General features: G+C 71.7%; 19 protein-coding genes. 13 read left to right on the top strand and 6 right to left on the bottom strand.

Features of this window, described 5'->3' with window-relative positions; genetic code table 11:
• Window positions 1-664: 664 nt before the first annotated feature.
• Both ABZU75_RS38745 and ABZU75_RS38750 read left to right on the top strand, forming a co-directional pair.
• Window positions 665-1,045 (top strand): phage holin family protein, encoded by a 381-nt coding sequence (locus tag ABZU75_RS38745; protein ID WP_350962804.1) that lies wholly within the window; start codon window positions 665-667, stop codon window positions 1,043-1,045.
• 4 nt (window positions 1,046-1,049) lie between these two features.
• Complete coding sequence (locus ABZU75_RS38750; RefSeq protein ID WP_355565854.1) at window positions 1,050-2,456, top strand: aromatic amino acid lyase; 1,407 nt, start codon at window positions 1,050-1,052, stop codon at window positions 2,454-2,456.
• 11 nt (window positions 2,457-2,467) lie between these two features.
• Here the strand turns inward: ABZU75_RS38750 and ABZU75_RS38755 are convergent, their stop codons facing one another.
• Window positions 2,468-3,421, bottom strand: a complete 954-nt coding sequence (locus ABZU75_RS38755) for a LacI family DNA-binding transcriptional regulator (RefSeq protein ID WP_350912172.1) — start codon at window positions 3,419-3,421, stop codon at window positions 2,468-2,470.
• Between the two features lie 236 nt (window positions 3,422-3,657).
• On the opposite strand from ABZU75_RS38755, the gene ABZU75_RS38760 reads away from it, so the two are divergent.
• Window positions 3,658-4,578: an amidohydrolase gene (locus ABZU75_RS38760; protein ID WP_355565858.1), complete on the top strand. Its 921-nt coding sequence runs from the start codon at window positions 3,658-3,660 to the stop codon at window positions 4,576-4,578.
• A gap of 115 nt (window positions 4,579-4,693) precedes the next feature.
• A complete protein-coding gene (locus ABZU75_RS38765; protein ID WP_355565861.1) occupies window positions 4,694-5,212 on the top strand; it encodes a cysteine dioxygenase family protein in 519 nt (172 codons plus the stop codon).
• Window positions 5,213-5,267: 55 nt separating this feature from the next.
• On the opposite strand, the gene ABZU75_RS38770 is transcribed toward ABZU75_RS38765, so the two are convergent.
• The 3 genes from ABZU75_RS38770 to ABZU75_RS38780 all read right to left on the bottom strand — a co-directional run bounded on the left by ABZU75_RS38770 (window position 5,268) and on the right by ABZU75_RS38780 (window position 8,284).
• On the bottom strand, window positions 5,268-6,365 hold the full coding sequence (locus ABZU75_RS38770; protein WP_355565864.1) for a glycerophosphodiester phosphodiesterase: 1,098 nt from the start codon (window positions 6,363-6,365) through the stop codon (window positions 5,268-5,270).
• Window positions 6,366-6,553: 188 nt separating this feature from the next.
• Entirely contained in the window at window positions 6,554-7,444 is an 891-nt protein-coding gene (locus tag ABZU75_RS38775; protein WP_355565866.1) for a HAMP domain-containing sensor histidine kinase, read from the bottom strand.
• A 186-nt stretch (window positions 7,445-7,630) separates the two neighbouring features.
• The gene (locus tag ABZU75_RS38780) at window positions 7,631-8,284 is read right to left on the bottom strand and encodes a response regulator transcription factor (RefSeq protein WP_355565869.1); all 654 of its coding nucleotides are present in this window, start codon (window positions 8,282-8,284) and stop codon (window positions 7,631-7,633) included.
• A 337-nt stretch (window positions 8,285-8,621) separates the two neighbouring features.
• Between ABZU75_RS38780 and ABZU75_RS38785 the strand changes: the two genes are divergently transcribed.
• The 3 genes from ABZU75_RS38785 to ABZU75_RS38795 are packed head-to-tail and all read left to right on the top strand — an operon-like array spanning window position 8,622 to window position 11,580.
• Window positions 8,622-8,999: a circadian clock KaiB family protein gene (locus tag ABZU75_RS38785; RefSeq protein ID WP_355565872.1), complete on the top strand. Its 378-nt coding sequence runs from the start codon at window positions 8,622-8,624 to the stop codon at window positions 8,997-8,999.
• A complete protein-coding gene (gene kaiC, locus ABZU75_RS38790) occupies window positions 8,996-10,510 on the top strand; it encodes a circadian clock protein KaiC (RefSeq protein WP_355565874.1) in 1,515 nt (504 codons plus the stop codon). The genes ABZU75_RS38785 and kaiC overlap by 4 nt, the downstream gene beginning before the upstream one ends.
• Window positions 10,507-11,580 carry a HAMP domain-containing sensor histidine kinase gene (locus ABZU75_RS38795; RefSeq protein WP_355565877.1) on the top strand — a complete coding sequence of 358 codons (1,074 nt, stop codon included), beginning with the start codon at window positions 10,507-10,509 and terminating at the stop codon, window positions 11,578-11,580. Before kaiC ends, ABZU75_RS38795 begins: the two co-directional genes overlap by 4 nt.
• Window positions 11,581-11,611: 31 nt before the next feature.
• Here the strand turns inward: ABZU75_RS38795 and ABZU75_RS38800 are convergent, their stop codons facing one another.
• The gene (locus ABZU75_RS38800; protein WP_355565881.1) at window positions 11,612-12,850 is read right to left on the bottom strand and encodes an MFS transporter; all 1,239 of its coding nucleotides are present in this window, start codon (window positions 12,848-12,850) and stop codon (window positions 11,612-11,614) included.
• Between the two features lie 253 nt (window positions 12,851-13,103).
• On the opposite strand from ABZU75_RS38800, the gene ABZU75_RS38805 reads away from it, so the two are divergent.
• From ABZU75_RS38805 to ABZU75_RS38825, 5 genes are all read left to right on the top strand, one after another.
• Window positions 13,104-13,904, top strand: a complete 801-nt coding sequence (locus ABZU75_RS38805; protein WP_350912144.1) for a CoA transferase subunit A — start codon at window positions 13,104-13,106, stop codon at window positions 13,902-13,904.
• Between the two features lie 41 nt (window positions 13,905-13,945).
• The gene (locus ABZU75_RS38810) at window positions 13,946-14,674 is read left to right on the top strand and encodes a CoA-transferase (protein ID WP_355565898.1); all 729 of its coding nucleotides are present in this window, start codon (window positions 13,946-13,948) and stop codon (window positions 14,672-14,674) included.
• A gap of 90 nt (window positions 14,675-14,764) precedes the next feature.
• Window positions 14,765-16,105: a 3-carboxy-cis,cis-muconate cycloisomerase gene (gene pcaB, locus ABZU75_RS38815; protein ID WP_355565884.1), complete on the top strand. Its 1,341-nt coding sequence runs from the start codon at window positions 14,765-14,767 to the stop codon at window positions 16,103-16,105.
• A 43-nt stretch (window positions 16,106-16,148) separates the two neighbouring features.
• Window positions 16,149-16,571, top strand: a complete 423-nt coding sequence (pcaC, locus tag ABZU75_RS38820) for a 4-carboxymuconolactone decarboxylase (protein ID WP_355565886.1) — start codon at window positions 16,149-16,151, stop codon at window positions 16,569-16,571.
• Window positions 16,555-17,376, top strand: a complete 822-nt coding sequence (locus tag ABZU75_RS38825; RefSeq protein WP_355565889.1) for an IclR family transcriptional regulator C-terminal domain-containing protein — start codon at window positions 16,555-16,557, stop codon at window positions 17,374-17,376. Before pcaC ends, ABZU75_RS38825 begins: the two co-directional genes overlap by 17 nt.
• A 17-nt stretch (window positions 17,377-17,393) precedes the next feature.
• Here ABZU75_RS38825 and ABZU75_RS38830 read toward each other — a convergent pair whose 3' ends face one another.
• Window positions 17,394-17,804 carry a helix-turn-helix domain-containing protein gene (locus ABZU75_RS38830; RefSeq protein ID WP_355565892.1) on the bottom strand — a complete coding sequence of 137 codons (411 nt, stop codon included), beginning with the start codon at window positions 17,802-17,804 and terminating at the stop codon, window positions 17,394-17,396.
• Window positions 17,805-17,895: 91 nt separating this feature from the next.
• On the opposite strand from ABZU75_RS38830, the gene ABZU75_RS38835 reads away from it, so the two are divergent.
• A complete protein-coding gene (locus tag ABZU75_RS38835) occupies window positions 17,896-18,753 on the top strand; it encodes an SDR family oxidoreductase (protein ID WP_355565895.1) in 858 nt (285 codons plus the stop codon).
• Window positions 18,754-18,806 lie beyond the last annotated feature (53 nt).

Genomic DNA, 18,806 nt, shown 5'->3' on the forward strand with positions numbered 1-18,806 from the left:
GTCTGGGGCCTGGCTTGGGGACGGGGCCGGGCTTGGGGCCTGGCTTGGGGACGGGGCCGGGTTTGGGAGCCGGGCCGGGGCTGGATCCGGGACCGGGCTTGGGACCTGGCTTGGGACCAGGGCCAGGCTTGGGAGCCGAACCTGGGCCGGCCCCGGGGCCAGGCTTGGGGCCGGGGCCGGGGCCAGGGCCAGGGCCAGGGCCAGGGCCGGGTTTGGGAGCCGGGCCGGGTTTAGGGGCGGGACCGGGCCTCGGACCCGGCTTGGGGACGGGCCGGCTTCCGGGTTCCGTCCCGCCTCCGGTGGACTGATCTCCTGATCGGCCGCTGGATGGTCGGTCGTCCGACATGATGAGGCCCCCCTCGGCGATTCGCGCTTCTCATCTGGGACTTTCCCATCCGGTAGCGGTCCTCCTCGCGAGACGGCGACGCACCTGACAAGATCTCGCCACTTTCGTGACCGCATCTGGTCATGGATGCGAAACTTTGCACGGAAGCCGGGACGCGGTCCGCCGCCCCGGGCGCCATCACCACCGTGCCCGTGGCGCTCGGTATCGATCGGATCAGCAGGCGCTCAGCCGACCAGCAAAGTGTCTAGTGTCCGTATATATCCGCTTCGGGCGGCAGATCTGCCGCCCGCCCGACCATCCATGCGAGGATGCCCAAACGTGAAGATAATCATCAAAATACTGGTGGTGGCCGCCGCCCTGTGGGCGGCGACCCGGCTCGTGGACGGCATCACGGTGTCCGCGCAGACCCCCGTCAAGGAGATCGGCACGCTCCTCGCCGTCGCCCTGGTGTTCGGGATCGTCAACACCGTTCTCAAGCCCATCATCAAGACGCTCGGCTGCGCCTTCTACATCCTCACGCTGGGCCTGTTCGCCCTGGTCGTCAACGCCGGGCTGCTCCTGCTGACCAGCTGGATCGCCAAGGAGCTCAGCCTGCCCTTCCACGTGGAGGGCTTCTGGCCCGCGTTCTGGGGCGCGATCGTCATCGGCCTGGTCAGCTGGATCCTCGACCTGATCCTCGACGCGATCGTCGGCGACTGAGCCGATGGTCGTCCTCCTTGACGGCGCCCACCTGACCTGCGAGCAGGTCGATCGGGCGGCTCACGGCTCCGGGGTCGCGCTGGGCTCCACGGCCCGCGCGCGGGCGGCATGGCGGACGGCCGCCCTGCTCGAAGGGCCGGTGTACGGCCGGACCACCGGTGTGGGCGCCAACAAGGACGTGGAGACCGAGGCCGCCGGTCTCGGCCTGCTCCGCAGCCACGCGGGCGGCGCAGGACCGCGGATCGAGGAGTTCCGTGCCCGCGCCACCCTCGTCGTCCGCCTCAACCAGTTGCTCGCCGGCGGCTCGGGGGTCGACCCCGCACTCCTGCCGGTACTCGCCGCCGCCGTCAACCGGGGCCTGACCCCGCCGATCCGCACCTACGGCGCCATCGGCACCGGCGACCTCACCGCCCTGGCCACCACCGCGCTCTGCCTGGTGGGCGAACTTGCCTGGAGACCTCCCTCCAGGAGCGCACAGACCGAGGGCGCACAGACCGGACCCCCCGCCGGAACGCGGGCCGACGAGCCCGTACCCCGGTTCGCGCTCGCCGCCGGTGACGCGCTGCCGTTCATCAGCTCGGGTGCGGCGACCCTGGCGGACGCGGCACTGGCCTGCCATCGCCTGGGAGTCCTGCTGTCCGCCGCCACCGCGGTCGCGGCCCGCTCCTTCCTGGCCGTCGAGGCCTCGCTGGAACCGCTCTCCCCCGTCGTGCAGCGCGGCCCCGAGCAGACCTCGGTCGCGGCCGAGCTGCGCGACCTGGTCGGCGCCACCAGCCCGCGCCGCGTGCAGGACCCGTACGGCTACCGCGCCTTCCCGCAGGTCCACGGGGCCGCACTCGACGCTCTTCGCCACACGGAGCGGACCGTCGCCGAGGAGATGAACGCGGCCCCGGAGAACCCGTTGATCGCCGACGGCCGGGCCTGGCACAACGGCAACTTCCACTCGGCGCGGGTCGCGCTCGCCCTCGACGCCCTGCGGGCCGCGCTCGTGCAGACCGCGACGATGAGCGCCGCCAGGCTCGCCACCCTGAACGACCCGGACCACACGGGGCTGCTCCCCTTCCTCGCCGAGCGCCCCGGCGGCTCCGGGGTGATGATCCTCGAATACGTCGCGCACTCCGCCCTGGCCGAGCTGCGCCATCTGGCCGCCCCCGTCACCCTGGGCGGCGCCGTGCTCTCCCTGGGGACCGAGGACCACGCGAGCTTCACCCCGCAGGCGGCCCGCTCCGCGCTCGCCGCCGTCGAGCCGCTGGAGATCGTCCTGGCCTGCGAGCTGGTGGCCTCCGTACGGACCCTGCGCCTGCGCGGCGTCCCCTGCGACCTGCCCCTCGATCCCGCGCTGGACGACCGCCCGCTGGACGCCGACCTCGATGTGGCACGCGGGCTCCTGCCCGGCCTCGCCGTTCGCTGACTCCCCGCCGGTCAGCCGACCGAGCCGCGCTCGTGGAGCTGGGGGGCCTGGACGATGCGGCGGCGGCGCGGGTTGCCGTCGGCGGCGGCCACCACCATCCGGACGGCGGCGCGGACGATGCCGTCGATGTCCCAGTCGACGGTGGTCAGGCCGGGGGTGAGCAGACCCGACATGGGGTGGTCGTCGTAGCCCATCACCGACACCTCCGACGGGATGACCAGCCCCCGTTCGGCCGAGGCCGCGTAGACGCCGTAGGCGATCGAGTCGGCGAAGCAGAAGAACGCCCGGTGCCCGGCGTCGAGCATCTCGCCGGCGACCCTGGTGGCGGATGCCGGCGACTGCGGGGCGGTGACCAGCTCGATGTCCAGATCCAGCCGCCCGGCCTCGGCCATGACGTGCACGTCGGCGGGTCTGTCGGGGGTGCTGGCCCTGGTCGAGGTGAGGACGGCCAGGCGCCGGTGCCCCCGCTCGCGCAGGTGTTCCAGGGCCAGGGTCACCCCGGCCCTGTTGTCGAAGACGACCTCGCCCGCGGCGCGCGCTCCGGCCAGCGCGTCACCGATCGACACCACCGGCAGCCCCTCGCACAGCTCGGCCCAGAGCGGTGCCGCGGGGTCGACCGGCTGCACGATCAGCGCGTCCACCCGCTGGTCGCGGAGCTGCCTGGCGAGCGTGTGCTCCCTGGCGGGGTCACCCGCGGCGTCCAGGATCAGGGCGTAGCGGTCGTTGTCCTTGAGCGCGCGGCCGATGCCGACGGCCAGCGCCTGCTGCCAGAGATCCTCCAGCGAGCCGCAGAGCAGGCCGATCATGCCGGTTCTGCCGCTGGCCAGCGCGCGGGCGATGGGATCGGCCTCGTAGCCGAGCTCGGCCGCGGCCTGGCGCACCCGCTCGATGGTCTCCTCCGAGACCTGCATGCCGCGCAGCGCGTACGAGACGGCGGCGGGTGACAGGCCGGTGGCCTTCGCCACCTCACGTATGGTCGCTCGTTTCCGAGGCTGGGGCATCGGACCAGCCTATTCCTCAGGACCTCTGGGAGCGCGCTCCAGGGCGGATCACATCTTTCCGGAGGTATTGACACAATAGTAGGTGAAACGGTTCACTGAAACGGTTCACTGAACCGTGTCACTGTTGGATGTACCATGGTGAGAGCGGTTACCTATATTGTAGGTAGGGAATACCTCGATAGTCCGGGAGGAGGGCGGTTGTGACCGTCGACGTTCACCAGCATTTGTGGACGCCCGCGTTCGTCGACGCGCTCAGGCGCCGCACGGCCGCCCCCCGCCTCGACGGCTGGACCCTCCACACGGACGGCGAGCCCCCCTACCAGGTCAACCCCGCGGACCACGATCTCGCCGCGCGCCTCGCGCTGAACTCGGACCTCGCCCTGGCCCTGGTGTCGCTGTCCAGCCCGCTCGGCATCGAGTCGCTGCCGCCCGAGGACGCCTGGCCGATCATCGACGCCTACCACGAGGACGCCCTCGCCCTGCCCGCGCCGTTCGGCGCCTGGGCGGCGACCTGCCTCAGCGAGATCGATCCGGACAGGCTCGCCAGAAGCCTCGACACCCGGCATGCGGGGCGGAGGTTCGCCGGGCTCCAGCTGCCCGCGACCGCCATGCGCGACGCCGCGGGCCTGGCCAGGGTCGCCCCGCTGCTCGACGCGCTCACCGAGCGCGACCTGCCGCTCTTCGTGCACCCCGGCCCCGCCCCCGAGGCCGAGGAGCCCGAGGGGGCCGGGGTGCCCGGCTGGTGGCCCGCCGTCGTGCCGTACGTGCAGCAGATGCACGCCGCCTGGTACGCCTTCGCCGCCTTCGGCCGGGCCCGCCACCCCCGCCTGCGGGTCTGCTTCTCGCTGCTCGCCGGGCTGGCCCCGCTCCACTCCGAGCGCCTGGCCAACCGCGGCGGGGAGGGCCGGGGGCAGGTCGACCCCGGCATCTTCCTGGAGACCTCCTCCTACGGCCCGCGCGCCATCGACGCGATCATCCGCGAGCTCGGCGTCGACGTCGTGGTCAGCGGTTCCGACCAGCCCTATGCCGCCGCCCCGGACCCGGGACTCGGCGACGCCGCCTGGCACGCCATCGCGGTCACCAATCCCAACCGTCTGCTGAATCGAAAGGAGTCGCGTTAGTGAACCAGTCCCAGGGCCGTGAGAGCTGTGCGCTCCCGGCGACGACGGCCCCGAACGGCGAGATCGCCAGGCGAGTGGACAGCCACGGCTCCAAGCCGTCCGGCGGTGAGTCCTCATGAGCTACGAGGCCCTGCCCGCCCGCGCCCTCGACCGGCGCGAGCTGCTCGACCTGGTCAACGAGCTGGCCGCCGACCCCTCCCGGTGGGAGGACCAGGTCGAGTTCCCCGAGGAGGGGGGCCGCCACTACGCCTCCCTCTACCGTGACTCCCACGTCGACATCTGGTTGCTGTGCTGGCGGCCCGAGGACGACACCGGCTGGCACGACCACGACACCTCCTCCGGCGCGGTCCGGGTGGTGGCCGGGACGCTTCTGGAGTGCAACCCCCGGATCGGCGGCGAGCACCTGGAGACCATGATCTCCGAGGGCGAGTCCTTCTCCTTCGGCCCCGACCACATCCACCGGCTGAACGGCGCGGTGCACGGCAGCGTCTCGATCCACGCCTACTCGCCGCCGCTCTGGCGCCTGGGCCAGTACTCGATCAGCGACAGCGGCGTGATGCGCCGCGTCTCGGTCAGCTACGCCGACGAGCTGCGCCCGCTGGACGACATCGAGCAGATGGTCGAGGTCGCCTGAGGCCGATGACACGGTCCGTCACCGGCCGACCGGTGACGGACCGATGTGGATCGTGTCAGAACACCCGCGCCCGCACCACTCTGGCCATGCCCGGGTCGTCGGCGAAGACGCCGTCCAGGCCGAGCCGGTAGAGCCTCTCCAGCCAGCCCATCACGTCGCCGGTGGCCCGGGGGAAGACCGGGCTGGCCGGGTTGCCCAGCCGGAAGTCCAGCGGAAGGTGTGAGTTCTCGTTCCTGACGGTCCAGGCGTGGACCTTCAGTCCCGCCTGGTGGGCGTCCCGGATGAACGTGGTGGGCGGCAGCAGGCGGCCGTCGGGTCCCGCCGGCACGATCCGCCGGGTGTCGACGCCGACGCCGTCCGCGTAACCGGCCACCTCACGCAGCCCCGCGGGGGTGACCATGGTGTCGTAGGTGCGCGGGTCTCCGGCCGCGATCCAGTCGTACGGGGCGCCGCCGGCGGCGATCAGCTGGATCAGCGGCAGCTCCGTCCGCTTGCTCAGCTCGCGCAGGTTGGCGGTCTCGAAGGACTGGATGAAGACCGGGGCGCCGCTCCCGCTCCAGCCGTGCCGGTCGAGCACCTCCAGCAGCGGCTCCTCCAGGGAGAGACCGATGGAGTCGAAGTAGCTCGGGCTCTTGGTCTCCGGGTAGACCCCGACCCCGTGCCGCCGTGCCAGCTCGACCACCTCGTCGAAGGTGGGAATCTGCGCGAGGCCGTTGAAGACGGCGTTCTCCGGGCGCAGGTCGGGGATGCGCTCCTCGGCCCTGAGGGTCTTCAGCTCGGCGAGCGTGAAGTCCTCGGTGAACCAGCCGGTGATGGACCTGCCGTTGACGGTCTTGGTGGTGCGGCGGTCCGCGAACTCGGGATGGTTCTCGACGTCCGTGGTGGCGCCGATCTCGTTCTCGTGCCTGGCGACCAGCACGTGGTCCTTGGTCGCGACCAGGTCGGGCTCGATGTAGTCGGCGCCGAGCGCGATGGCGGCCTCGTAGGAGAGCAGGGTGTGCTCGGGCCGGTGCGCACTGGCACCCCGGTGGCCGATGACGATGGGTTCGCGGACACGGGGCTCGGCGATCGCGAGTTCGGATTGCGGCAACACGAAGGCGACGGTACCGGTCGCGAGGACCGCCAGCACCGCGACCTGAAACCTACGGATCATGCTGGGGACCGTAGGAGGCCCAGATGACCACCGGGACAACGACTCGCAAAGGAAGTCAGCCACAAGGACAGCGAGTCACAAAGACAACGGCCTCGGGGGCCTGGGGACGCGACCGCGGCGGCACCGGCCTGACGATCCTCCTGAAGCCCGCCATGAGATGCGGTGGCCTGATCCCAGGTAGGCACAGGTCACACGGGGTTGCCAAGCATGCGGCGCCCGAAGGCGCCATCCCCTCGTGCCCGCCTCGGATCCGAGTCGTGGAACGGGAGTCCGGAGGGGTCCGTGAGCGGGAGCCGCAGCACGAAACACGCGCCGCCGATGGGTGAGTCCTCGGCCCGGAGGGTCCCCCGATGGCCCTCGGCGATCTCGCGAGCGATCGCCAGGCCAAGGCCGGTGCCGCCGCGGTCGCGGCTGCTGGCCGCGTCCAGACGGGTGAACCGTTCGAAGATCCGTTCCCGGTCGGCCTCGACGATCCCCGCTCCGTCGTCGGAGACCGCCAGTTCCGCGGTGTGCGCGTCACGGGTGACCTCGACCCGCACCACGCGCTCCGCGTGCCTCTGGGCGTTGTCCAGCAGGTTGGTGAGCACCCGGGCAAGCTGGAGACGGACCGTGTTGACGTTCACCCCGGGTGCGAGCCGCAGCTGGACGTCGAGCCGGTCCGCCCGCCGGAAGACCTCCGTCCGGACCAGCTGTGCCAGGTCCACCGGCTCCCACTCGATCGGCGTGTTCTCCCCGGCCCTGGAGAGCGCGAGCAGATCGGTGATGATCGCCTCAAGTCGATCGACGTCGCTCAGCGCGCGCCCGAGCACCTCCCCCAGGTCATGATCGCCGGGATGCAGTTGAGCCTCCTCAAGCTCCACGCGCAGCGCGGCGACGGGGCTGCGCAGCTCGTGCGAGGCGTCGGAGGCGAACCGACGCTGCTGCTGCAGCGCCTGCCTGAGTCGTTTCAGCGTGCGGGCGATGGTCTGGGCGACCTCGACACCGTCGGAGGGGTCGGGAGTCTCGTGGCACCCGTGCCCGAGGTCCGAAGACACGTCGAAATCATCGACGTGGTCACACAGACCGACCATATCCCTCATGTCAGTTTTTCCTTCCCGCAACCAGACCTTGGCAGTGTGCGGTGCGTGGTCACCACGCTAGGAGGGCGGCCGGCGGACCCGCCACCCCCAGGTGGTCCGATGACCACCCCCAGATGGGCCGGATCGGCGACCCCGGCCGGACGGGACACCTGCGCCTCGGGCCGCCCCCGCGGCTCGGCCGTACGCCTACCGGCCGGGCAGGAGACCCGTCCGGGTGGCCACGACGACCGCCTCAAGCTGACTGTGCACGCCCAGCTTCGCCATGACGTTCTTGACATGGCCGCGAGCGGTGTGCAGGCTCACGACGAGCCGTTCGGCGATCGCCCGGGGATCGAGCCCCTCCCCCATCAGCCCGAGGACCTCCAGTTCGCGTGCGGTGAGCCCCGCCCGGTTCTCACGGCCGTCTCGGGGTGGCGTGCCGGGTGAGGGGGTCCGCAGGAGCACTTCGAGCGTCTCACCCTCAACCATGATGATCTTCTCGTCGACCGAAGCCCGGATCACTCTGAGGATGGCCGGGAACGTCGTGTCCTTGGCAAGGAATCCGGCGGCGCCCACCGCCGCGGCGGCCGTGAAGAGATCAGGAGTGGCGTCTCCCGTCAGAATGAGGACGCGGGTCTCCGGGTAAGCCGCCTTGATCCGCCTCGTGCCCTCGATTCCGTCGACGTCGGGCAGGTGGATGTCCATGAGCACGACGTCGGGGTGGTGTGCCTTCATGAGGGGTACGGCATCCTCAACCGTTCCAACGGCTCCCACACAGTCCAGATCCGGCTGGGCGTCGATCGCGATCTCAAGAGCGCCGGCAAGCGCCCGCTGGTCCTCGACCACGAGGACTCGGGTCATCGGATGCTCCTGCTCACTTGGACCGCGGACGCCTCCCGCCTCGTGGGCGGCCCCCCGCCGCCATAAGGTCCGCCGATCATGACCGGACCCGGGCCCATGGCCCCGCGGGCGAGTCAGGGGTCAGGGGCCGGGAACAGGCTGAACGGCCGACACATCCTGTTCAAAGGCCCTGCTCACGACGCTACTCGCGGCGCGGGGCGATGGGCAAGGCCGCCGGACCCGGTCACGGGGGTCTTCGTGCGGCGGGTGTGACCGCGGGGACTTATGAGTACGCGAGGTACCGGGGAAGGTCATGCTCACCTGATCCGGGTACGCACCCCGGCCTTTCCTCACCCCGATGGGGCACGGGCGGCGGCACATCCCGCGGGGCGCCGTTTGGGATCCGCGCAGGCTGGAGACGAGTTCCCAGGTGACCACCTACTCGTTCAGGCTGTATGTGGCCGGGAACACGGAACGGTCCAAGGCGGCGGAGGTGAACCTGCGGTTCCTCTGCAACGCCCGCCTGTCCGGCACGTACGAGGTCGAGGTCATCGACGCCGCCGAACGGCCCGACCTGGCGGAGGAGGGACGGATCCTGGCCACCCCGACGGTGATCAGACTCGCGCCGCCACCGCAGCGACGGGTGATCGGGGACCTGTCCGACCACGACCGCGCCGCAGTCGCCCTCGGCCTCCCGGTTCTGGAAAAACCGCCCTCGGAAAGGCCACGACGATGAGCGGCGGCGGAACGATCGAGCGGATGCCCACGGGGATCAACGGCTTCGACCATGTCGCCCTGGGCGGGCTGCCCGCCAACCGGTCCACGCTCGTGAGCGGCACGACCGGCAGCGGTAAGACACTGTTCGCCGTCGAGTTCCTCGCTCGCGGGATCATACGTTTCAACGAGCCGGGGGTGTTTGTCACCTTCGAGGAGACATCCAGCCATATCCGGCGTAACTCGGCCTCGCTGGGCTTCCCCATCGAGCAGTGGGAGGACGAGGGGAAGTGGGCCTTCGTCGACGCGTCAATGGGCATCGGCGAGGAGGAGCAGGCCGTCGGGTCCTACGACCTCGGCGCGCTGGTGGCCCGCATCCAGCACGCGGTCCGCCAGACCGGAGCCCGCCGTGTCGCGCTCGACTCACTCGGCGCGATCTTCACCCGCTTCACCGGCGTCGAGACCATCCGCCACGAGCTGGTCCGGATCGCCTCCATCCTCGAAACGCTCGGGGTCACCTCGGTGCTCACCGCGGAGCGGCCCGCGGAGTATGACGGCGTGACCCGCTACGGGGTCGAACAGTTCGTGCTGGACAACGTCATCATCCTGCGCAACGTCCTGCGGCAGGGGCGGCGGAGCCGTACCGTCGAGATCGTCAAGTTCCGCGGCGCCCCGCACCGTTCCGGGGAATGGCTCTTCACCATCGACCCGCAGGACGGGATCGTGGTCATTCCCCTCGCGTTCCTGGCGTCCTCCGGCCGCGCGTCACCGGACCGCGTCTCGTCGGGCAACGCCGAGTTGGACAAGATGTGCGGCGGCGGCTTCTACCGGGACGCGATCGTCCTGATGTCCGGCCCGACCGGCACGGGCAAGACGCTGGCGGGTCTGCGTTTCGCCGCCACCGCGTTCGAGGCGGGCGAGCGCAGCCTGCTCTGCACCTTCGACGAGACCCGTGAGCAACTTTTCCGCAACGCCGACGGCTGGGGCCTGGACATCAGGTCCATGCAGGCATCGGGTCTGCTCCGGGTCATCTCCGACTACCCGGAGGTGGCGTCGCCAGAGGATCACTTTCTCCAGCTCAGGCGGGCCATCGAGGAGTTCGGGCCCCGTCGGCTGGTCATCGACACGCTGTCCGCGCTCGAACGCGTCGTCACGCCACGGGCCCTGCTCGACTTCGTCATCGCGCTGGGAGCGGTTCTCCGCCAGAACGAGATCACGACACTTCTCACAGCGAGACCCACGGGGCGGCTCATGGCAACGGGCACGCCGACGACCGCGGAGATCGCCGGCTTCACCGACGTCTGGGTCCTGCTCCAGTACGTCGAGCGCGTCGGAGAGGTCCAGCGTGCGATCACCGTACTCCAGACGCGGGGTTCCGCCCACGACCAAGGCATCCGCGAGGTGACGATCGACGACACCGGCATGCACATCGGTGAGCCCTTGCGGGGCATCTCCCAGATCCTCACCGGGGACATCAGCCCCGCGACCCTGTGGGCACCCGGATCCGAGAGGACAGAAGGGCCGTCGGGGTGAGGACCGAAGGGGATCCCTCAGCCGAGGGCAGGTCCGCCGCGGGCTCCGAGCCGGGGCGGCCCGACGACGCGGGATCTCCGGGCAACATCAACCAGGTGATCGTGTCGGCCTCGGCGGACGGGATCATCGCGGTCGACGAGCAGGGAGTCATCCGGCTCTGCAACCCGGCCGCCGCGGAGCTCTTCGCCCGCCCGGCGGAGGAACTCATCGGCACCTTGTTCGGCTTCCCCCTCGTCGCCGGCGCGGCGACCGGGATCGACCTGATGCTGCCCGGCGGAGGCAGGCGGGTGGTCGAGATGCGGATCACCGCCACGACCCTGGAGGGCGAGCACCTCTACGTGGCGACACTCCGCGACGTCACACGCCAGAGGCACGAAGAGCGGGAGATGGAAGCGGCCCTGGATCGCCAGAACGTCGCCGTGGCGATCGCGGCCCACGAACTCCACAATCCCCTGGCGGCGATCAGCGTGCTGGTGGACGTGCTGCGTGACCGCCTGGTCGCGCTGGCCGAGGAGCAGAGGGCCGAGATCGTCGAGCGCATCGCCGATCGCACGGCTCGCCTCCAAGGGCTGGTCCGGAAGCTCCTCACCGCGTCGACGATCGACGCGAGGGGTGCGTCCGCCTCCCTGGAACGTGTCCCCGTGCTCGAATTCATCCTCGAGCGGCTGGGCGAGGTGGACGGGCGGCCCCAGGACGTGCACCTGTCCTGCAGTCCCGAGCTGGTGGCCAGGGTCGATCGCAAGGAGTTCTCGGCGATGCTGGAGAACTACCTGGAGAACGCCTTCGCCTATGGGCGCCCACCGATCGAGGTGTCCGCGTTCGGGCGGCCTGGCTGGGTCCAGGTCCGGGTGTGTGACCGGGGGGCGGGTGTGCCGGAGGATTTCGTGCCCCGGCTGTTCGAGCGCTTCAGCCGCGCGCCGGCGGTCGAGCAGGAGACGGAGGGAACCGGGCTGGGACTCTGGATCGTCCGCAGCCTCGCCCAGGGCAACGGCGGCGACGCCTGGTACGAACCCGGCAAGGACGGGGGCGCCTGTTTCTGTCTCCGCCTGCGCCGAGAGCCGATGTCCTGAGCCGCTCCGCCGACCCCGGGGGAGCGACGGGTCAGGCCAGGGAGGGGGAATCCTCGGCCGGCCGGGTTCCCGGCGGGGCGCCCGTACCGGCCTGCGTGACCGGTCGCCCCGCCAGGAACCCGGCCGCCAGTTGCAGGCCGCACGCGCCGAGCCCGGCCAGCAGCGGCAGCGTCCAGCCACCGGAGAACTGGTGGAGCGCGCCGACCAGGAGCGGCCCGAGCGCGGCCAGCACATACCCGACGGACTGGGCGACGGCCGAGAGCGCGGTCACCGAGACCGGGTCGGGGGCGCGGAGCGCGATGATGAGCAGGGCCAGCGCGATCGAGGCGCCCTGCCCCACACCGAGGACGATCATCCAGAGCCACGGGAGGGTGGCCGGGGCGAACAGCACACCGAGGTATCCGGCCACCGTGAGGAGGGTCGCGGCGGTGACGTACGGCACCTGCGACCGTGCGCGCCCGGCGAGGATCGGGACCGTGAACGTGGCCGCCACCTGGGCCAGGTTGGTGAGGCTGAGCAGGTATCCGGCCTGGTCGGCGGGGAGTCCCGCGTCCTTGAAGATCGTCGGTAGCCAGGCCAGCATGACGTAGAAGGTCAGCGACTGCAGGCCCATGTAGACGGTGACGTACCAGGTCACCCGGGTGCGGAGCAGCTGTGCGAACGGTCTGGGCGCGACCTCGGAGCGGGCGGGGCGGCGCAGTGCCTGGGGCAGCCAGAACACCGCGGCGGCCAGCGCCGGGATCGCGGTCATCGCGGTCACCTCGCGCCAGCCGTACCCGGTGGCACGCTCCAGCGGGATCATCAGCCCGGACGCCGCGGCGGAGCCCAGCACCAGTCCGGAGACGTAGATCCCGGTGAACAGGCCGACCCGCGAGGGGAAGTGCTGCTTGACCACGCCGGGCATCGCGACGTTCATGACGGCGATGGCCATGCCGGCGACGGCCGCTCCCGCGTAGAGCGCGGGGACGCTTCCCGCGCTGCGCAGCATCACCCCGGCGGCCAGGATCAGCAGCCCGGCCATGAGCGTGCGGTCCAGGCCGAAGCGGCGGGCGAGCAGCGGGGCGAGCGGGCCCAGCACGCCCAGGCAGACCACCATGGCCGTGGTGATCGCTCCTCCCCCGGCGGCGCTCAGCCCGAGGTCGCCCATGATCTCGTCCAGCACCGGGGAGACGCTCGCCAGCGCGGGCCGCAGGTTGAGCGAGGCGAGCACGAAGCCCGCGATGAGCACCACCCACGACACCCGCGACACACCGACCCCCCGCTCGACCATTGGCCAACTTTCCCACAGCCCGCTCGGTGAAGCGCTTCGAGGGGTAGGGCCGGCACCCGTGCCGGGCACGCACCGATGAAGCCGCCACGGCAACGCGGTGGCTCACCGATCCTCGCATCGTCACCCAGCGGGTCTCGGTGAACGCCTCTATGTCAAGGAACGATGGCCACCGGTTTGACCATCCGGACGGTGAGTCAGTATGTTCACTCAAAGAACATTCGTTCGCATGCCGAACATGCGTTAAGGGGGCGCGATGGCCACGGTGGTTCCGCTCGCCGAGGCGGTGGCCGATCTCGTGCACGACGGCGACAGCGTGGCGATGGAGGGCTTCACCCACCTCATCCCCTACGCGGCCGGGCACGAGATCATCAGGCAGGGGCGCCGCGATCTCACCCTGATCAGGATGACCCCCGACCTGATCTACGACCAGATGATCGGGATGGGCTGTGCCGGCAGGCTGGTCTTCTCCTGGGGAGGCAACCCCGGGGTGGGCTCGCTGCACCGCTTCCGCGACGCGGTGCAGAACCACTGGCCAGGCCCCCTGGAGATCGAGGAGCACAGCCACGCGGGCATCGCGAACGCCTACGTCGCCGGGGCCTCCGGGCTGCCCTTCGCGGTGCTGCGCGGTTACCGGGGCACCGACCTGCCCGGCAGGACCGCCAACATCAGGCCGATCACCTGCCCGTTCACCGGCGAGGAGCTGACCGCGGTCCCCGCGATCAATCCGGACGTCGCCGTGATCCACGCGCAGCGCGCCGACCGGCGGGGCAACGTGCAGCTCTGGGGCATCACCGGCGTGCAGAAGGAGGCGGTCCTGGCCGCCCGCCGCTCGCTGGTCACCGTGGAGGAGGTCGTCGACGAGCTGGAGCCGCGCCCCGGCGCGATCGTGCTGCCCGGCTGGGCGATCACCTACGTCTCCGAGGCCCCCGGCGGCTCCCACCCCTCCTACAGCGCCGGGTACTCCAGCCGCGACAACGACTTCTACCTCGCCTGGGACGAGATCAGCCGCGACCGGGAGACCTTCGCGGCCTGGATGAGAGAGCACGTGCTTTGACGACCGCCCCCTCCCACAGCACCGGCTACACCTCCGACGAGATGATGACCGTGGCCGCGGCCCGGCGGCTGCGGGACGGCGGCTCGTGCTTCGTCGGCATCGGCCTGCCCAGCGTCGCCGCCAACCTCGCCCGCCGTACGCACGCCCCCGGCCTGGTCCTCGTCTACGAGTCCGGCACCATCGGCGCCAAGCCCGACCGGCCGCCCCTGTCGATCGGGGACGGCGTGCTGGCCGACACCGCCGACGCCGTCGTCAGCGTGCCGGAGATCTTCAACTACTGGCTCCAGCCGGGCCGGATCGACGTCGGATTCCTGGGCGCCGCCCAGATCGACCGGTTCGCCAACATCAACACGACGGTGATCGGCCCCTACGACGACCCGAAGGTCCGGCTGCCCGGCGCGGGCGGGGCCCCCGAGATCGCCGCCTCCTGCCGCGAGGTGACGGTGGTCGTGCGGCAGAGCCGCCGCACGTTCGTCGACCGGGTGGACTTCGTGACCTCCGTGGGCTTCGGCTCGGGGCCCGGCGACCGCGAGCGCCTCGGCCTGCGCGGCAGCGGCCCCCGCACGGTCATCACCGACCTGGGCATCCTGGAGCCCGACCCGGACACCTGCGAGCTGGTCCTCACCCACCTGCACCCCGGCGTCACCCTCGACGAGGCCCGCGCCGCCACCGGCTGGGAACTGGCCGCCGCCCCCGGCCTCCGCGAGACCGCACCCCCGACCCCGGAGGAGCTCGCCGCCCTCCGCGGGCTCACCGGCGGACGGCCGTGAAGAAGGCGGCGCCGGGTAGGTCAGCATTGCCCCCGGGGGCGCTGACTCCCGGGCCGCCGTGCACGACATTCGAGCCATCCGGAGGTGACCATGACCGCTCCCGCCACCGCCGGGCTGTTCTCCGGGATGTTCGCCAGGGGCGGGGCCGCCGCGCAGGTGTCGGACGTCGCGTGGCTGGCCGCCATGCTGGACGTCGAGTCCGCGCTGGCCACCGCGCAGGCCGGGATCGGACTGGTCCCCGCCGAGGTGCCCCCGGCAGTGGCCGCGGCCTGCCGTCCCGAGCTCTACGACCTCGCCGAACTGGGCGCCGAGGCGGCTCGGAGCGGCAACCCCGTCATCGGCCTGGTCGCCGCCCTGCGGGCGCGGATCGAGCCCGGCCTGCGGCGGTTCGTGCACTACGGCGCCACCAGCCAGGACATCAACGACACCGCGGCGATGCTGCTCTCCCGCCGCGCCCTGGCCCCGGTCCTGGCCGACCTGTCCGCCTGCGCCGGGGCCTGCGCGCGGCTGTCGTCCGAGCACCGCGGCAGCGTCATGGCCGGGCGTACGGTCGGCCAGCACGCCGTACCGATCACGTTCGGGCTGAAGGCGGCGGGCTGGCTGAGCGCGCTGGACCGCTCCCGGACCGAGCTGGCGCGGGTGCCGCTGCCGGCCCAGTACGGCGGGGCGGCGGGCACCCTGTCGGTCCTCGGCGAGCGGGGCCACGAGGTGCCGCCGCTGCTCGCGGCCGAGCTCGGGCTGGCCGAACCGGTCGTTCCCTGGCACACCGACCGGACCCCGGTCGTCCGGCTCGCCTGCGCGCTCGGCACCGCCGCGGGGACGCTCGGCAAGATCGCGAACGATGTGAAGCTGCTGGCCCAGACCGAGGTGGCGGAGGTCGCCGAGCCCACCGGACCCGGGCGGGGCACCTCCAGCGCGATGCCGCACAAGCGGAACCCGGTGGGTTCGATGTCGGTACTCGCCTGCGTCCAGCGCGTACCCGGGCTGGTCGCCTCCCTCCTCGGCGGCATGGTCGCCGAGCACGAGCGCGCGGCCGGGCCCTGGCAGGCCGAGTGGGAGACGCTGGGCGAGCTGCTCCGGCTCACCGGCAGCGCCGCCTCCTGGCTGCGCGAGGTGCTGGAGGGCCTGACCGTGGACACCGCCAGGATGCGCGCCAACCTCGACGCGACCCGGGGGCTGCTGATGGCCGAGCAGGTGGTCGTCCGGCTCGGCGGCACCCCGCAGGACCGGCGGCTGGTGGACGCCGCCTGCGCCCGCGCCGCCGCCGGGGGCCTGACGCTGCGGGAGGTCCTGCTCGCCGATCCCGGTGTCCCCCTGACCGCCGAGGAGGTCGACGCGGCCCTCGACCCGTCGGGTGCCCTGGGCTCCGCCTTCACCTTCGTCGACCGGGCACTCGCCGCCCACCGGAACCTCGCGGAACCCGGCACGTGAGCGCGGGGAAGACCGGCGGACGAGCACGAGAGGAACCAGGGACATGAGCGCGGAGGAGAGCAGGGACATGAGCGGGTGGGAGACCGGGGACGCGACGCGCCGGGCCGTACTCAGTGACGAGCACGTGGACCGCGCCACCGCGAGCGCCACCCCGTTCACCGCCGACTTCCAGGAGTTCATCACCAGGTACGCCTGGGGGGAGATCTGGACCCGTCCCGGCCTGGACCGGCGCACCCGCAGCTGCATCACCCTCGCCATGCTGGCCACGCTCGGGCAGGAGCACGAGCTGGCCATGCACGTGCGGGCCGCGCTCCGCGTCGGTCTCACCGAGGAGGAGATCAAGGAGGTGCTGCTGCAGACCGCGATCTACGCGGGCGTACCCGCCGCGAACCGGGCGTTCGCGGTGGCACGGGCGGCGCTAGAGTTCGATCGGAACGAGGAGGACGGCGATGATCGAACCGGTTGACCGCGGCTCCGACCACGTGCAGTCGCTGGCGCGCGGGCTCTCGGTGATCAAGGCGTTCAGCGCGACGAGCCCCGAGCTGACGCTCAGCGAGGTCGCCCGCGCGACCGGCCTGACCAGGGCGGCGGCCCGCCGGTTCCTGCTGACGCTCGTCGACCTCGGCTACGTCAGGACCGACGGGCGGCTGTTCGCGCTCTCCCCCCGCGTCCTGGACCTCGGGTACGCCTACCTGTCCAGCCTCTCCCTGCCCGAGATGGCCGAGCCGCACCTCGAACGGCTGGTCGCCGAGGTGCACGAGTCGGCGTCGGTGGCCGTGCTCGACGGCGAGGACGTCGTCTACGTGGCCCGGGTGGCCACCACCCGGATCATGCGGGTGACCATCAACATCGGCACCCGCTTCCCGGCCCACTGCACCTCGATGGGCCGGGTGCTGCTCGCCTGGCTGCCCCCGGACGAGCTGGACGCCTACCTGGAGCGTGCCGCACTGCGCAGGTTCACCCCGAAGACCGTCACGACCTCCGAGTCGCTCCGAGCCGAGCTGGAGCGGGTCCGCTCCCAGGGCTGGGCGATGGTCGACCAGGAGCTGGAGGAGGGGCTGCGCTCGATCGCCGTGCCGATCCGCGATCGCTCCGGCCGGGTGGCCGCCGCAATGAACATCTCCTCCCACGCGAGCCGTACCACCCCCGAGTCCGCCCGCCGCGACCTGCTGCCGCCGCTGCTCGCGGCGGCGGCCCGCGTCGAGGCCGACCTGCACGCGGCCGGGACCGCGGGAGGCACCACCCGGGCCTCCTGGAGAGAGTCCTCCTGAGCCGTTCCCACCCGCGGTCACGCCTGGCGGCTGTCGTACGCCTCGCGCGCCGCACCGATCTCGTCCACGGAGCCTTCGAGTAGATCGGCGAGACCGCGCAGACGCTCGGCGACGCGGGCGCCGAGCGGGGTCAGGGAGTACTCCACCCGGGCGGGTATCACCGTCAGCACCTCGCGGGTGACCATGCCGTCTCGCTCAAGGGTCTGCAGGGTCTGCGCCAGCATCTTCTCGCTCACGCCCGCCACCCGTCGCCGCAGGGCGTTGAACCGGTAACCGGACTCACCGAGGGCGAGCAGCGCGAGGATTCCCCACTTGCCGGCCACATCCTCCAGCGCCGCCCGGGAGGTGCAGTCGCGGGCGAACACGTCGCTGACGAGTTCGTCGGTGGGTTCACCGGTGTCGGGATCGGGGGCACACGCGTTCGGCATACCCCAAGGGTACAGAATTCATAAAACAACCAGTACTGTATAAAAGTTAGTACTGCTGACCAGTAATCACGGGCGACTCCCAGGAGAGATCATGACCACCTACGCCATCACCGGCGCCACCGGCCCCCTCGGCCGTCTCGTCATCGACGCGCTGCTCGCCGAGGGCGTCCCCGCCACCGACGTCGTCGCCATCGCCCGCACCCCGTCCAAGGCCGCCGACCTCGCCGCCAGGGGTGTCGTGGTGCGCGAGGGCGACTACTCCCGGCCCGAGACGCTGCCCGCCGCGCTGCGGGACGTCACCAATCTGCTGCTCATCTCGGGCAACGAGGTCGGCCGGCGGGTGCCCCAGCACACGGCCGTGATCGAGGCCGCCAGGGCCGCCGGAGTCGCACGCATCGCCTACACCAGCATCCTGCGCGCGGACAGCACCGAACTCTCCCTCGCCGCGGAGCACAAGGCCACCGAGATCGTGCTGCGCGAGTCCGGCGTCCCGTTCACCCTGCTGCGCAACGGCTGGTACACCGAGAACTACACCGGCCAGCTCGGCCAGTACCTTGAGCGCGGCGAGATCCTCGGCGCCGCCGGCGACGGGCGGATCGCCGCCGCCACCCGGGCCGACTACGCCGCCGCCGCTGCCGCCGCGCTGACCGGCGAGGGCCACGACAACGCCGTCTACGAGCTGGGCGGCACGCCGTTCACACTGACGGAACTCGCCACGACGATCACCGAGGTGACCGGGACGAAGGTCGTGTACCGCGACGTCACGGTCTCCGAGCTGGCCGGCGTCCTCCAGTCCGCCGGTCTCGACGAGGGCACCGCCCACTTCGTCGCCGGCCTGGACGGGGCCATCGCGCGTGGCGGCCTCGACACCCCCGGCGACGACCTCAGCCGCCTGATCGGCCGGCCCGGCACACCGCCGGCCGACGCGGTACGGACCGCCGCCTCCTGATCCGGACGTGGGGTCCGGGCGTGGGGTCCGGGCGTGGCCGGACCCCCCCGGGC

Origin of the sequence: Streptosporangium sp. NPDC005286, from assembly GCF_040607515.1 — a bacterium.
Taxonomy (GTDB): Bacteria; Actinomycetota; Actinomycetes; order Streptosporangiales; family Streptosporangiaceae; genus Streptosporangium.